The organism is Yoonia sp. KMU-150, from assembly GCF_056858355.1.
Genome location: NZ_JBXEQF010000001.1, coordinates 2,142,934 through 2,158,435 on the forward strand (window position 1 = coordinate 2,142,934; position 15,502 = coordinate 2,158,435).

The window sequence follows — 15,502 nt, forward strand, 5'->3', positions numbered from 1 at the left end:
CACCCTACTCCGCCGCGACCTTGTCCATACCCAGCATCGGCGCGAGATAACGGCCGGTGTGGCTTTCGGCGATCTTGGCCACCTCCTCGGGCGTGCCCGTCGCCACGATCCGGCCACCGCCGTCGCCCCCCTCCGGGCCGATGTCGATGATATGATCGGCCGTTTTGACGACATCAAGGTTGTGTTCGATCACGATGACGGAATTGCCCTGGTCCACCAGTTCGTGCAGCACTTCGAGGAGTTTACGCACGTCCTCGAAATGCAGGCCGGTCGTGGGCTCGTCGAGGATATAGAGCGTGCGTCCCGTACTCGCCCGCGCCAGTTCCTTGGACAGTTTCACGCGCTGCGCCTCACCGCCCGACAGGGTTGTCGCCTGCTGGCCGACCTTGATATAACCCAGCCCCACGCGCACCAATGCGTCCATCTTGGCCCGGATCGACGGGACGGCGGTAAAGAACGTCTGCGCATCTTCCACCGTCATATCAAGCACATCGGCGATGCTCTTGCCCTTGAACTTGATCTCAAGCGTCTCGCGATTGTACCGCGCGCCCTTGCAGGTTTCGCAGGTGACATAGACATCCGGCAGGAAGTGCATCTCGATCTTGATGACACCGTCGCCCTGACAGGCCTCGCAGCGCCCGCCCTTGACGTTGAAGGAAAACCGCCCCGGTTTGTAACCGCGCGCCTTGCTTTCCGGCAGCCCGGCGAACCAGTCGCGGATCGGCGTGAAGGCGCCGGTATAGGTCGCGGGGTTGGAACGCGGCGTGCGCCCGATGGGCCGCTGGTCGATGTCGATCACCTTGTCGAGGTGTTCGAACCCCTTGATCGTCTCACACGGCCCCGGCACCTGCCGCGAGCCGTTCAGCTTTTGCGAGGCGTTCTTGAACAGCGTCTCGATGGTCAGCGTAGATTTGCCCCCGCCCGACACGCCCGTGACACAGACAAACTGCCCCAGCGGGAAATCGGCGGTCACGTTTTGCAGGTTGTTGCCGGTGGCCTTCACCACGGTCAGCTTCTTGCCCTTGCCCTTGCGGCGCTTGGCCGGCACGGCGATTTCGCGGGTGCCGACAAGGTATTGCCCGGTGATCGACGCCTCGTTCGCCATGATCTCCTGCGGCGTGCCCTTAGCCACGACCTGCCCGCCATGCACACCCGCACCCGGGCCTATGTCGAACACGTAATCCGCCTCGCGGATCGCTTCCTCGTCGTGTTCCACCACGATCACCGTATTGCCCTGATCGCGCAGGTTTTTCAACGTGGTCAGCAGCCGGTCGTTGTCGCGCTGGTGCAGGCCGATGGACGGCTCGTCCAGCACATAGAGCACCCCCTGCAGGCCAGAGCCGATCTGGCTGGCCAAACGAATACGCTGGCTTTCCCCGCCCGACAGCGTGCCGGAATTGCGCGACAGCGTCAGGTAATCAAGGCCCACGTTGTTCAGGAACCCCAGCCGTTCGCGGATTTCCTTCAGGATCGCCGCGGCGATTTCGTTCTTCTGCTTGGTCAGGTCCTCCGGCACGGTCTTGCACCAGTCGAACGCTTCCTTGATCGACATCTGCACCACATGGCCCACATGCAGCAGCTTGTCGCCCTTCGATCCGATCTTCACCGCCAGCGCCTCTTCCCGCAGGCGGAAGCCCCCGCATGTGCCGCAGGGACGGTTGTTCTGATATTGCTCGAATTCTTCGCGAATCCAGTTGCTGTCAGTCTCGCGGTAGCGGCGTTCCATATTCGGGATCACGCCCTCGAACGGGCGGCTCACCTGATAGACCCGCCCGCCCTCGTCATAACGGAATTTGATCTCTTCCTTGCCGGACCCGCGCAGGAACACCTCCTGCACCTTCGGGTCGAGGTCTTTCCATCGCGAATTCTTGTTGAAACCATAGTGCTTGGCAATCGCCTCGATGGTTTGCAGGAAATACGGGCTTTTGCCCTTGCGCCACGGGGCCAGCGCGCCGTCGGCGATTTTCAGCGTCACATCGGGAACAACCAGCCCTTCGTCGAAGAACAACTCCACCCCCAGCCCGTCGCACTTCGGGCAGGCCCCGAAGGGCGCGTTGAAGGAAAACAGGCGCGGTTCGATCTCGGGGATGGTAAATCCCGACACCGGACAGGCGAAGTTCTCCGAAAACGTCAGCCGCTCCGGGTCGCCCTCTTGCGGTGCCGTCTCCAGTATCGCGATACCGTCCGCCAGGTCGAGCGCCGTGCGGAACGAATCCGCCAGCCGCGTCTCCAGCCCCTCGCGCACCACGATCCGGTCCACGACCACGTCGATATCGTGGCGGAATTTCTTGTCCAGCGTCGGCGGCTCATCGAGATCATAAAACTCGCCGTCCACCTTCACCCGTTGGAAGCCCTGTTTACGCAGTTCCAGAAATTCCTTGCGGTATTCGCCCTTGCGGTCGCGGATGATCGGGGCCAGCAGATAGCCGCGCGTTCCCTCCTCCAGCGTCATGGCGCGGTCGACCATGTCCTGCACCTGCTGCGCCTCGATGGGCATACCGGTGGCGGGCGAATACGGCGTACCGACGCGGGCAAAGAGCAGCCGCAAATAGTCGTAGATTTCGGTGATCGTGCCGACCGTCGACCGGGGGTTCTTCGACGTGGTCTTCTGCTCGATCGAAATCGCGGGCGACAGGCCGGAGATGTGATCCACATCCGGCTTTTCCATCATATCCAGAAACTGCCGCGCGTAGGCCGACAGGCTTTCCACATAGCGCCGCTGCCCCTCGGCATAAATCGTGTCGAACGCCAGCGACGACTTGCCCGACCCCGACAGCCCGGTGATGACCACAAGCTGATCACGCGGGATATCCACGTCGATGTTCTTGAGGTTGTGCTCGCGCGCGCCGCGCACCTCGATGTGTTTCAGTTCCGCCATCTTCGCCCCCAAGCATCGACAAGCCTACCACATAGTCACATTGGCAGATTTCGCCAGCCCGGATATAGAACATTTAATGAACACAAGGAAGATTTTTCGGGCGCCCCCACTGGTTTGGGGGGATGGACCGAAAGCAATGAAAGCTGCTTGTCTCGTCGCCAACCTATTGGGAGGACTGAAAGTGATAAATTCAAAGACGATGATCGCCCTTGCTGCGGCTCTGGTCACGGCGGCCTGTGGCGGCAGCACCGACGGGACGGACATGACGCCCACAGGCCCCCGCCTTTTCAGCGCCGCAGAGGTCAATGACGCGGGCCTCATGCAGGGGTCGGCCCAGACACAGACCGCATTGCGCAATTTCAATGCACTCAATATCGGCGCGACCCCCACGATGGTGACACCGGGCAGCCTGTCGGCGATGACGGGCCAAGCTGTTCTGACCAACAGCGACGGCAACGGGATTGTCCAGATCGTCACTGCAGACCTGGAAATCGCGGTCGGTACCCATTCGGGCCAGCCCGACGCGGTGCTGTCCAATCATGTGGCTACCGATGGCAGCGGCAACGCAGTGCCCTTGGTCGTCGCGCTGAATTCCCCGCTCAGCATCGATCTCGGGCGCGATGGTCCCGGCAGCCTGACGCTGAGCGGGGCGCAAATCTATGACTTCGACGGACAGGGAGAGACCTACCTGCTGACGGGGTTTGGAGAGTTCGTCGAGGCACCGACGCAATCCGCCATCGGCACATTCACAGGGATTACCGACCCTGACTCTGCGGGCGGCGGGATCGGCGGTATCTTCGTGATGACAGAGTAGCCGCACGTCTTTTTTCACGGGATCAGGTCGCGTCGCCAATCAGGTCAGGGTTTCCTGACCCCTGCGGTTGGGGGGCTAGGCAGGCGGTGCCGACTTGTGTTTACTTTGCGACATTCAAATACGGAGATTTCCAGATGCGTCTGCTCGCTGCCCTTTGCATGACCCTTGGCCTCGCCACCGCTGCCGTGGCACAGGACCGGCCCAACACGATCCTCGTGATGGACGGTTCCGGCTCCATGTGGGGGCAGATCGACGGGACGGCGAAAATCACCATCGCGCAGGATGTCGTGGGCGACCTGCTGCAGACCTTCCCCGCCGATCAGGGGCTGGGCCTCACGGTCTATGGCCACCGGCAGCGCGGCGACTGCACCGATATCGAAACCGTCGTGGCCCCGGCCCCCGGCACCGCCGGCGCGATCATGGATGCGGTGAACGGGATCAAGCCGCTGGGCAAGACACCGATGACCGACGCGATCATCGCCGCGGCAGAGGCGCTGCGCTATACCGAGGACAGCGCGACCGTGATCCTCGTCAGTGACGGTGTCGAAACCTGCAACCCCGATCCCTGCGCCGCCGCGCGCCTGCTGGAGGAAGCGGGGATCGACTTCACCGCCCATGTGATCGGCTTCGATGTCGGCTCCGACCCGGAAGCACTGGCGCAGATGCAATGTATCGCGGCTGAAACCGGCGGCGATTTCCTGACCGCCGACAACGCCGCCGAACTGACCGACGCATTGACCGCCGTGGTCGAGGAGCCGGAACCCGCCATCACCCTGCTGACATTGGAGGCGCGGATCGGCGACGCGAACGGCCCGCTGGTCGCGGACCCGATGAACTGGTCCATCGACGCGGTCTTCGAAAGCGAGACCGGCAATCCCTTCGTCACGGATATCGTCGCTGACACCTATGTGGTCTATGCCTACCGGCTGGTGGACGAGATGGAGATGTCACAGGAAGTGACGCTCGACGCCACCGAACAGACCGTCACCTTCGTGTTTCCTGAACCCGTGCCGACCGCCTCGCTCGACGCGCCCGCCGAGGTCGCCATCGGTTCCACATTCAGCGTCGGCTGGACCGGCCCCGATGACGGGCTGGACAATATCCAGATCGCGGAAATCGACGGTCGCTATACCGATTATACCTACACCGAGCGCGGCAACCCCGTCACGCTCGTCGCCCCTGGCACACCCGGTGACTACGAATTGCGCTACGTCTGGAAAGACAGCCAGACGATCCACAGCCAGCCGATCACGGTCGTCGAACAGCCTGTGACGCTCGACGCGCCCGCATCGGTGCACATCGGCGAAGTCTTTGCGGTCACATGGCAGGGGCCCGATGCACCGCTCGACAACATCCAGATCGCCGCCGTTGGCGGGCGCTACACGGATTACACCTATACCGAGCGCGGCAACCCGATCGAACTCGTCGCCCCCGGCACGCCCGGCACCTACGAGCTGCGCTATGTGTTCCGCGACAGCGAAACGATCTATACCCAGCCGATCGAAGTTACGCCCTTCGAGATCACGCTCGACGCGCCTGCCAGCGTTGAGACCGGCAGCAATTTCGACGTGACCTGGACCGGCCCCGACGCGCCGGGCGACAATATCCAGATTGGCCCGGTCGAGGGCGGCTACAGCAGCTACAGCTACACCACGCGCGGCAACCCCGTCACGCTCACCGCACCGGGCGAGCCGGGCACATACGAGTTGCGCTACCGCTTCCGCGACAACGAGACGATCTACACCCAGCCCATCGAGGTGACGGAGGCGCAGGGCAGTCTGCAATTCCCGCCGGAAACGCCGATCGGCAGCACGATCACCGTCGCGTGGGACGGGCCGGATAACCCCCGCGATTTCATCGCCATCGGCACACCGGGGGAACGCTATGGCCGCTATGTCCTGACCGAACGGGGCAACCCGGCGGAACTGCTGATGCCCACGGAACCGGGTAGCTATGAAATCCGGTATTATCTGGGCGCGGGCAATACGGTCATCGTGTCGGAACCGATCACCGTCACCGATCTGAAGGGCAGCATTACGGCACCCGACACCGCGACCGTCGGGGAAAGCGTGACGGTCGGCTGGGACGGCCCCGACTACCAGAACGACTATATTTCGGTCGCGCTGCCCGGCGAGCGGTATATCAACTACACCCGCACGCGCGACGGCAATCCGCTGCAACTGCGGATGCCGACGGAACCGGGCGATTATCAGATCCGCTATCAGCTGAACCAGGACGGCAAGATCATCGCGACCCACGACATCACGCTGACGGAAACGCAGGGCGCGCTCGACCTGCCAACGACGGCCCCCGCCGGATCGACGGTGACGGTCGGATGGGACGGGCCGGATTACGCCAACGACTACATCGGGGTGTCGACCGACCTGCAAAGCCGCTCGATCCACTACACCCGCACCCGCGACGGCAATCCGCTGGATCTGGCGATGCCGATCGAGGCAGGTGAATATGTGGTCTATTACAAGCTGGCTCAGGACGACAGCGTCGTCGCCTCGCAGCCGATCACGGTGACCGACATCACCGCGCAACTGACCGCGCCTGATAGTGCCGTGGCAGGCGAAACACTGTCCATCGGCTGGGACGGTCCGGCCTATGCAAATGACTACATCGGCATCTCGACCGCCGCGGACGCGCGCTCGATCAACTATGTCCGCGTGCGTGACGGCAATCCCGTCAACCTGCCGATGCCACCCGATGCGGGTGATTACTTCATCTATTACCGCACAGGCCAGGGCGACCGGGTACTGGCGAGCCAGCCGATCACACTGGAAGACGTCAGCGCGACCTTGGAGGCCCCGGCTGAGGCGGCGGCGGGCGAGACCCTGACGATCGCCTGGGACGGGCCGAACTACCCCAACGACTACATCGGGGTCAGCACAGCACCTGACGCCCGGTCGATCAACTATGTCCGTGTCCGTGACGGCAACCCGGTGAACCTACCGATGCCACCGGACGCAGGCGACTACTTCATCTATTACCGCACAGGCCAAGGCGACCGGATACTGGCGAGCCAGCCGATCAGCCTGTCTATCGTCAAGGCGGAACTGACCGCCCCCGCGCAGGCGACCGCTGGCGAAACGCTGACGATTCCATGGGACGGGCCGAACTATCCCAACGATTACATCGGCGTCTCAACCGCACCCGACGCGCGGTCGATCAATTATGTCCGCGTGCGCGACGGCAACCCGGTGAACCTGCCGATGCCGCCGGACGCAGGCGATTACTTCATCTACTACCGCACCGGCCAGGGCGACCGGGTGTTGTTCCAGCAACCGATCAGCCTGGCCGCCGCGACAGCCACCGCCACGGTGCCGCAGTCGGCTGGCATGGGCGAACCGGTCAGCATCGCCTGGGACGGGCCGAATTACCCCAACGACTATATCGGGGTGTCGACCGCCGCCGATGCGCGGTCGATCAATTACGTGCGTGTGCGCGACGGTAACCCTGTCACGCTGACCATGCCGGGCGATCCGGGCGAGTATGTCGTCTATTACCGCACCGGTCAGGGCGACCGGGTGCTGTTCCAGCAACCTGTCACTGTGGAACTGGTCAAGGCGCAGATGGTGGCCCCCGCCACCGCACCGGCAGGCCAACCCCTTCCGGTGGGCTGGGACGGGCCGAATTTCACGGGCGACCGGATTCATCTGGTCGATCTTTCGACCGGACGGGCCGTGCACAACGCGCAGGTCAGCAGCGGCAATCCGGTGAGCCTGATGCCCCGTGCGGCGGGTGACTATGAATTGCAGTATGTCATCGCGCAGGACCGCAAGATCGTCGGGCGACTGCCGATCACGATCACCGGCGAATGACCTCCTGAGATGCAAAAGGGCGGCCCCGACCGGGCCGCCCTTTTTCCATGTCGCATGTTTCGCAGGCGAAACGGATTATGTTTTGTTTAACAGTATCTTAACCATAGATGCTGGGACCAGACCCTACATATGGATGACGCGGCCGTAGGCGTCCAACACGCTTTCGTGCATCATTTCCGAAAGGGTCGGATGCGGGAAGACGGTGTTCATCAGGTCTTCCTCCGTCGTTTCCAACTGACGACCCACGACATAGCCCTGGATCAGTTCGGTGACTTCCGCGCCGACCATATGCGCGCCCAGAAGCTCGCCCGTCTTGGCATCGAAGACCGTCTTGATCATACCCTCGGGTTCGCCCAAGGCGATGGCCTTGCCGTTGCCGATGAAGGGGAAGCGGCCGACCTTGACGTCATAGCCCAATTCCTTGGCCTTCGCCTCGGTATAGCCGACGGAGGCGACCTGCGGGTGGCAGTAGGTGCAGCCAGCGATGCTCTCGGGCTTCACCGGGTGCGGGTGGCCGCCGTTGATCAGTTCGGCAACCATCACGCCCTCGTGCGACGCCTTGTGCGCCAGCCACGGTGCGCCTGCGATGTCGCCGATGGCATAGAGACCGTCGACGCCGGTGCGGCAGTATTCGTCGGTGACGACATGGGTGCGGTCGATCTTCACGCCCAGTTCCTCCAGCCCGAGGTTTTCGACGTTGCCGACGATGCCCACGGCGGAAATCACGGTGTCAAACTCGTGCTTTTCGACCTTGCCGCCTGTTTCGATATGGGCCGTAACCTTGCCCTTGCCGCGCTCAAGCTGCTTGACCATGGCCTTTTGCATGATGGTCATGCCCTGCTTTTCGAACTGCTTTTTCGCGAACTTGGAAATCTCCTCGTCCTCCACCGGCAGCACGCGGTCCATGACCTCCACCACGGTCGTGTCGGCGCCCAGCGTATTGTAGAAGCTGGCGAATTCGATGCCGATGGCGCCGGAGCCGATGACCAGCAGTTTCTTGGGCATGCGTTTCGGTGTCAGCGCGTGCTTGTAGGTCCAGACCAGATCGCCGTCGGCCTCCAGCCCCGGCAATTCGCGCGCGCGGGCACCGGTGGCCAGCACGATATTCTTGGCCTCAAGATCCTCGCTGCCCTTGTCGGTCTTGACGGAGACCTTGCCCTTGGCCGGGATCGTTGCCTCGCCCATGAACACCGTCACCTTGTTCTTTTTCATCAGGTGGCCGATGCCGCCTGACAACTGCCCCGCCACGTTGCGCGAGCGTTTGACCACGGCGTCGAGGTCATAGCCCACGTTGTCGGCCTTCAGCCCGAATTCCTTGGCGCGGTGCATCAGGTGGAACACTTCGGAAGTCCGCAGCATCGCCTTGGTCGGGATGCAGCCCCAGTTCAGGCAGATGCCGCCCATGTGTTCGCGTTCGACGATGGCGACCTTCATGCCCAGTTGCGCGCCACGGATAGCGGCGACATAGCCGCCCGGTCCGGCACCGATTACGATCAGGTCAAAACTCTTCGCGGCCATGCCGGTCTCCTTGCGGTCTCAGATTTAGTTTGACGTTAAACCAAATTCCGGCAGACCTCTAGTGACCTCGGCTCATAGCGGCATCGCACGGGGCGCAAGGCTGGCGTCAGCCGGCCTCTGCCTGCAGGGCACGCACGACCGCGCCGTAAGCCCCGTCATCCATGAACGCCTGTTCCGCCGCCGTGGTCTTGCGACCCAGCGCGTCGTTGCGGAACGGAAACCGCCCGAACTGCCGGATCACCCGCCGGTGCGCGCGGGCGTGCAGCAGGGTGCTGTCGCCGGTTTCGGGCATCCGGTCGCAGATCAGACGCACGCAGCGGTCCTGATCGACAAGGTTTTCGGAGTGCATCATCGGCATGTAGAAGAACTGCCGCGCGGGTTCCGCGATCCTGGTGTCCCAGCCCCGGTCCACCGCCATCTTGGCGGCGGCACGGGCATTGCCGTCGGTGGCGAACGCCTTGCCCTGCCCCCGGAACATATTGCGCGAGAACTGGTCGGTCAGGATGATATAGGCCAGCGCGCCGCGCGCATCGGTCAGCCAGAGGCCGCAGGCACCCTCTCGCGCCTCGACCCAGGTGTCGTGAAACCTGTCGGTGATCGCGGCATCCAGTTTCGGGTCGACCGCGTACCAGCCGTCAGGCCCGGTCTCCTCCAGCCAGAAGGTCAGGATTTCATCTGTTTTCTGCATCGTTCCCGTCCTTTGCATCCTGCTGCGACTGCGCCTCTTCCATCACGGCGTCGTAGGTGCGGTGTTCGTAATCCTCGGTATCGCGATAGACCTCCTGCGCGACCTCGGCCGCATAGACCGACCCTGCCGCCGACAGCGGCACATAGGGCGCGTTCTCGATCTCGACATCCGCGCGCGACCGCTGCGTCATCCGGTAGAGCGCGTAGGCCGCGATCAGCAGCATCAGCATCGCCAGGAACACCCAGTAGCCCCAGCTGCCCACGGTATCCATCACCCAGCCCAGAAAGATCGGCCCCGCGATGGCCCCGACACCGTTGACGAACAACAGCCCGCCAGAGGCGGCGGCCATATCGTCCTTTTCAAGGTAGTCGTTGGCATAGGCGATCAGCAGGGCATAGAGCGGGTTCGACGTCCCGCCGACCAAAGCACCGCCGATCAGGATCGTCGTGTATGTGCCGAACAGGGCGGGCAGGAGACAGCCCACCGCACCCACGATCGACACCCCGATGATCAGCAAACGCCGGTCGATCCGGTCCGACAGCCAGCCGATAGGATACTGGAGCACCAGTGCAGCCACGTAGATCGCCGAGACGAAGAGCGAAATCTGCCCCACCGTCAGGCCCACGCGCGCGCCGTAGACCGCCGACATCCCGAACTGCGCGGCGAAGACGCCGCCCAGCAGGAACATGCCCACACTCGCCAGCGGCGAGGCGCGCACCAGATCGGGAATCGACATCGGCTTGGTCGTGCCGAACTCGGGCTGCGGACGTTTCGCCAGCAGGATCGGCGCAAAGGCCAGCGACACCAGCACCGAGGGGATGATGAAAAGCGCAAAGCCCGACACGTCGCCGCGGCTGACGATGTATTGCGCAAAGACGATGCCCGCCATCTGCACGATCATGTAGAGCGACAACGACTTGCCCCGGGTTTCGTTTGTGGCTGCGTCGTTCAGCCAGCTTTCGGCGGTGATGTAGACGCCGCAGAAACAGAACCCGATGATGATCCGGCCCAGCGTCCAGGCCCAGGGTTCGGCGAGCAGCGGATAAAGGATCAGCACCGCCGAAATCGTGGAGCCGAGTGCGGCGAAGACGCGGACGTGGCCGACCGCCTTGATCATATGCGGCGTCAGGCGCGATCCGCCCAGAAAGCCCACGAAATAGGCCGACATGACGACCGAAATCTCGAAGGTGGTGAAGCCCTCGACATCGCCGCGCAGGCCCAGCACCGTGCCTTGCAGGCCGTTGCCGATCATCAGCATGAACATGCCAAGAAAGAGTGGCCAGGAGCCCGAGAAAACCTTGATCATGGCGATGCCCTTCGCGACTGATTTGGCGCGCTCCTACGCCCGTTGATCGTCAAGGTCTAGAGCACAAACGACAGTGTTTGTCGCAAGCCGTCGCGCCGCCCGACCCTAGGGCAGCAAGAGCGACGAATCCCCGTAGGAGAAGAAGCGGTAACGTTCGGCGATGGCATGGGCATAGATCGCCCTGATCCGGTCGGTGCCCATCAGCGCCGACACCAGCATCATCAGCGTGGATTTCGGCAGGTGGAAATTGGTCATCAGCCCGTCGGCGACGCGGAACCGGAAGCCGGGGGTGATGAAGATATCCGTCTCGCCGGTCCAGGGGGCGAGACCCGCATCCGTGGCGGCGCTTTCAATGAGACGCAGCGCAGTCGTGCCCACGGGGATGATGCGCCCGCCCGCCGCGCGCGTGGCGTTGACCTCTGCGGCCGCCTGCGCGCTCACCTCGCCCCATTCGGCGTGCATCTTGTGGTCTGCGATGTCATCGACCTTGACCGGAAGAAAGGTGCCGGCACCCACGTGCAGGGTGACATGGGTGAAATCCACGCCGCGCGCGGCGAGCGCGTCGAGCAGCGGGCCGTCGAAATGCAGCGATGCGGTGGGGGCGGCGACGGCCCCCCGGCGCGCGGCCCAATAGGTTTGATAGTCGTCCTTGTCGGCCTCGTCCGCCGGGCGCTTGGCGGCGATATAAGGCGGCAGGGGCATGGCACCGACCTCGGCCAAAGCGGCATCGAAATCGTCGCCGGAGAGGTCGAACATCAGCGCCGCCTGCCCGTCCGCACGGCCGGTGACGGTGGCGCTGAGCTTGTCGGAGAACACGATCACCTCGCCGTCGCGGACCTTTTTCAGCGGCTTGACCAGTGCGGTCCAGTCGCCGTCCGCGCGCGGCGCCAAGAGCGTGACCTCGATCCGCGCGGCGGTCTCGCCCGCTTCACCGGTCCGGTGGCGCAGGCCGGACAGGCGGGCGGGAATCACCTTGGTGTCGTTCAGCACCAGCCGGTCGCCGGGGCGCAGGATGTCGGGCAGATCGAACACATGCTTGTCGGCGATCGCGTCGCCCTGCGCCAGCAGCAGCCGCGCCGAGGACCGTGGCCGCGCCGGGCGCACCGCGATCAGATCCTCGGGCAGGTCGAAATCGAAGTCCGACAGCTTCATTGTGAAACCTGCGGCGCCGGGCGGCGGAAAATCTCGCGGAACATACCGGGCGTCAGCGCCGACAGCGGATTGACCGAAATCGCGGGGACCGCGGCATTGCCGGTCAGCGTGAAGTTGAACCCGATGAGCCCTTCGCCCTGACGGGTCAGGACAGAGCCGATGCTGTTGATCAGATAAAACGGTGAAATCACGCCCTGAAAATCCATCTGTTCGGTGGCGAGCGTGTAGATGCCGTCCAGCGAAATGCCAAGCCCCGGGCCGACGGCGCTGGATTGCGTCAGGATCACTTGGGTTGGCGTCAGCCGGAACCGCGCGTCGACCGCGTCAAACGCCAGCCCCTGCCCGTCGAGCTGTTGCAGCGCACCCACGACGCTGATCGCGTCGAGCAGGGCCGCCATCGCGGGCACGTCACGGACCCGCAGGCCGCGCATCGCCAGCGTGCCGTCGAAATCGCCGTCGGTGCCGGCGGGGATCAGGGTAAGGTCGAAGCTACCCCCGATGCCGTTGTCCATCAGCCCTGCCGCGCGCAGCACCGCGCCGCCATCGCCCGAACGCAGCCGCACCGCCGTGCGCCCGCTGACCGGCGCGATGGTGCCCTGCACCGGCGCGTCACCGTTCAGCCGCGCCGTGAAGGTGCCCGCCAGCCCACCTGCCCCGGTGAATTCGCCCGCAAAGCGCGTGAGTGCGATGCCTTCGGTAATCTGCAACCGGTCGAGCGTCACCGCAAGCGGGCCGCTTTCGCCGCCGTCGGGGCCAAGACGCGCACGCCGCAGATCGAGCGTGCCGCCGCGCAGCGTGACGCCGAAGGGCCGGTCGCCGCCGCGTCCGCGCAGGGTGACGGGCGCGTCGAGCCAGCCGCCGACGCGCAGCCTGTCGAAGATCGCGCGGTCAAGACTGCCGTCGGCGTTGAGCAGGATGCGCCCCTCCGCCTCCAGCCCCAGCCCCTCCAGCACCAGCCGGTCCACGGTCATCCGGTCGCCCAGCGTGCCGACCACGCGCAGGGTGCCGGGTGTGCCGGCCGGTTTCGACCAGCTGAGCGCGGGCACCGCCACGCGCAGGCCGCGCAGCGCCGAGGTCAGGCGATAGCTGATCGACCCCGATGGGTTGATCGTCATGTTCAACTGGCCCGGCCCGCTGCCACGCAGGGTGCCGGGCGGCAAGGCGATGTCGAAGGCATCGAGGGCGGTTTGCGAGAGCGTCACATCCGCTGCGAGCGTGCTGGCGGACCCGGGTGCGAAGGGCTGCGTCCATGTCACGTCCATCGGCACGCCGTCCAATGTCGCCGCCCCGCTGACGGTCATGCCAGCGTTGTCCATCTCCAGCGTCACGCGCGGCGCGGCCAGCACCCGGTCGGTCACCACCCAGTCGGAGCGGAAGCCGCGGATGTCGGAGGTGATCGCATAGGTGATCTCCTCCGGCGTCACGTCGCCGGCCAGCGGCATCTCGACCCGCACCCGGCTGCGCCCGCGCCCGGCGGCGAAATCGACAGGGATGTTCAGCCAGCCCGCATAGAGAAACGGCGGCTGGTCGATCAGCGACATGGCGGCGGTGAGTCCGCCGTCGAATCGCAGATCGAGCGTGACCGGCGGACGCGGCACGCCCGTGTCCGCGATCACCATCGTCGATCCCGCCACGGCCAGCGATCCACCATCGGGCGGGGTCACGCGCCCGGTCTCGAACATGACGCTGAAACGGCTGCCCTCGAAATTGGCGATACCCTCCGCCCCGGTGATCGGGGGCATGTCGGGCATGTAGCGGATCCGGCTGTCGGCAAAGGCGACCCGGCCCGCGATCTGCCGGTCGGTCCCGGGCCGCTGGCGAAAGGCCAGTTGCAGGTCGTGCAGGCTGCCAAAGGCCAGATTGTCCGCCACCCAGGCGCGGAACCAGTCGCCGCGCCCCCCGGGCCAAAGCCGCATCAGCGCGGCCTGATCGAGCGTATCGCTGTGCAGGTCGACAGCAACCGCCCAGCCTGCCTCCTCGGCCCGCGCCTCGCCGTCGGCCAGCACCGACAGGCCGTCGCCCGCCAGATGGAACTGGCCGACCTCCACGCTGAACGGATCGAGCCGCAGGCGCAGGTCGATCTGCGCGGTCAGGTCATCGGGAAGCACCGGCAGATCGCCACCGGCGGCAAGGCTGAGATCGCGGAACTGCAACTGCCCGACCAGCGATTGCGGCAGCCCGTCACGCTCTTCCCCCAGCAGGGCCTGACCGGTTGCGGTAAAGGCCCCCTGCCCGCCCTGCACCGCGATCTGGTCAAAGCGCAGGCGCCCCCGGTCGGGATCGTAGACCAGATACATCTTGGCGCTGTCGAAGCCGATGGGCGCGGTCGCGGCATTGGGCTGCAGCGCGCCCGCGCCGAGATCGAGCGCCGCGCTCAACTGACCCAGCGCACCCTCAGCATCCAGCGTCGTGCGCAGGGTAGCCGAGATCGGCGCATCCACATCCGCCAGCCAGCTGAGCGCGGGCGATTGCGTGGCGATATCCGCGGCCTCTGCATCGGTGATCGCTAGGCCAAGACGCGCGGCCCGGCTGCCGCGCGGGCTGGTGTAGTCGAAGGCCAGCGTGGTCACACCCGCCCGCCCCGCGAGCAGCGCCATATCGGCGCGCAGCGCGGTCTGATCGTCGCGCAGGTCCAGCGTGATCCGTCCACCATCGACCGTCCAGACCCGCCCGGCGCGCGCGTCGACGAAGTTCACGATCAAACTGTCGGCGCGCACGGTCTCCAGTGCCGCGAACCCCGGCTGTTCGAACATCTGATCGGCCTGATCCAGCAGCTCGGTCAGCCGCCCGGCCTGCTGCGACTCTGCCGCGGGGCCAGCGTCGAAGGACAGCGCCACGGTTCCGTCGCCGTTACGGCGCAGGTCGATGCGCGCGCCGGACAGGGCGATATCCTGCAGCAGCACCTCTTGCTGAAAGATCAAACCGCGCGGCGACATCAGCGCGTCGATCCGGGCGATGCGGGCGACCTGCGCGCCCGCGGCATCGGTAATTTTCGTGTCGACCAGCCGCACGCGGGGATGCAGGTCACGCCCGACATTGATGTAGATCGCACCGAAATCGACCGCACCGCCCCCCAGCGCGTCGGTGGCCTGTGCGGCCACCCGGGACTTGATCCAGCTGGGGGCCGCGATATCGCGGTCGATCAGCATCACGGCACCGACAGCCGCAAACAGCAGCGGCAAGCCCAGCAACAGCACCGTCACCCGCAGCCCGTGCCAGGCGACACGGGCCTTGGGTATCCGGCGGCGCGCCGGTGGCGCGTCCGGCGCGGACGCAGGGCTGGTGTCGCTGTCGGTCGGGGTGGCGTCCATCGGGGGTG

8 protein-coding genes are annotated in these 15,502 nt (G+C 64.9%); 2 read left to right on the forward strand and 6 right to left on the reverse strand.

What is annotated here, in order from left to right; translation table 11 throughout:
- Positions 1–4: 4 nt before the first annotated feature.
- Positions 5–2,878: an excinuclease ABC subunit UvrA gene (gene uvrA, locus AC04PH_RS10595; protein WP_483065710.1), complete on the reverse strand. Its 2,874-nt coding sequence runs from the start codon at positions 2,876–2,878 to the stop codon at positions 5–7.
- Between the two features lie 181 nt (positions 2,879–3,059).
- Between uvrA and AC04PH_RS10600 the strand changes: the two genes are divergently transcribed.
- A complete protein-coding gene (locus tag AC04PH_RS10600; RefSeq protein WP_483065711.1) occupies positions 3,060–3,692 on the forward strand; it encodes a hypothetical protein in 633 nt (210 codons plus the stop codon).
- 134 nt (positions 3,693–3,826) lie between these two features.
- Complete coding sequence (locus AC04PH_RS10605; RefSeq protein ID WP_483065712.1) at positions 3,827–7,519, forward strand: VWA domain-containing protein; 3,693 nt, start codon at positions 3,827–3,829, stop codon at positions 7,517–7,519.
- 123 nt (positions 7,520–7,642) lie between these two features.
- Here AC04PH_RS10605 and lpdA read toward each other — a convergent pair whose 3' ends face one another.
- The 5 genes from lpdA to AC04PH_RS10630 form a co-directional block, all read right to left on the reverse strand.
- Positions 7,643–9,037 (reverse strand): dihydrolipoyl dehydrogenase, encoded by a 1,395-nt coding sequence (gene lpdA / locus AC04PH_RS10610; protein WP_483065713.1) that lies wholly within the window; start codon positions 9,035–9,037, stop codon positions 7,643–7,645.
- 106 nt (positions 9,038–9,143) lie between these two features.
- Positions 9,144–9,725, reverse strand: coding sequence for a DUF924 family protein (locus AC04PH_RS10615; protein WP_483065714.1), 582 nt, complete (start codon positions 9,723–9,725; stop codon positions 9,144–9,146).
- Entirely contained in the window at positions 9,709–11,031 is a 1,323-nt protein-coding gene (locus AC04PH_RS10620; RefSeq protein WP_483065715.1) for an MFS transporter, read from the reverse strand. The genes AC04PH_RS10615 and AC04PH_RS10620 overlap by 17 nt, the downstream gene beginning before the upstream one ends.
- A 105-nt stretch (positions 11,032–11,136) precedes the next feature.
- The gene (gene queA, locus AC04PH_RS10625; protein WP_483065716.1) at positions 11,137–12,183 is read right to left on the reverse strand and encodes a tRNA preQ1(34) S-adenosylmethionine ribosyltransferase-isomerase QueA; all 1,047 of its coding nucleotides are present in this window, start codon (positions 12,181–12,183) and stop codon (positions 11,137–11,139) included.
- A complete protein-coding gene (locus AC04PH_RS10630) occupies positions 12,180–15,494 on the reverse strand; it encodes a DUF3971 domain-containing protein (RefSeq protein ID WP_483065717.1) in 3,315 nt (1,104 codons plus the stop codon). Before AC04PH_RS10630 ends, queA begins: the two co-directional genes overlap by 4 nt.
- Positions 15,495–15,502: the final 8 nt, after the last annotated feature.

Coding starts and splice junctions, on each gene's coding strand:
- AC04PH_RS10615 (WP_483065714.1), bottom strand. CDS start 9,725: ATGCAGAAAACAGATGAAATCCTGACCTTCTGGCTGGAGGAGACCGGG.
- AC04PH_RS10630 (WP_483065717.1), bottom strand. CDS start 15,494: ATGGACGCCACCCCGACCGACAGCGACACCAGCCCTGCGTCCGCGCCG.
- queA (WP_483065716.1), bottom strand. CDS start 12,183: ATGAAGCTGTCGGACTTCGATTTCGACCTGCCCGAGGATCTGATCGCG.
- lpdA (WP_483065713.1), bottom strand. CDS start 9,037: ATGGCCGCGAAGAGTTTTGACCTGATCGTAATCGGTGCCGGACCGGGC.
- AC04PH_RS10620 (WP_483065715.1), bottom strand. CDS start 11,031: ATGATCAAGGTTTTCTCGGGCTCCTGGCCACTCTTTCTTGGCATGTTC.
- uvrA (WP_483065710.1), bottom strand. CDS start 2,878: ATGGCGGAACTGAAACACATCGAGGTGCGCGGCGCGCGCGAGCACAAC.
- AC04PH_RS10605 (WP_483065712.1), top strand. CDS start 3,827: ATGCGTCTGCTCGCTGCCCTTTGCATGACCCTTGGCCTCGCCACCGCT.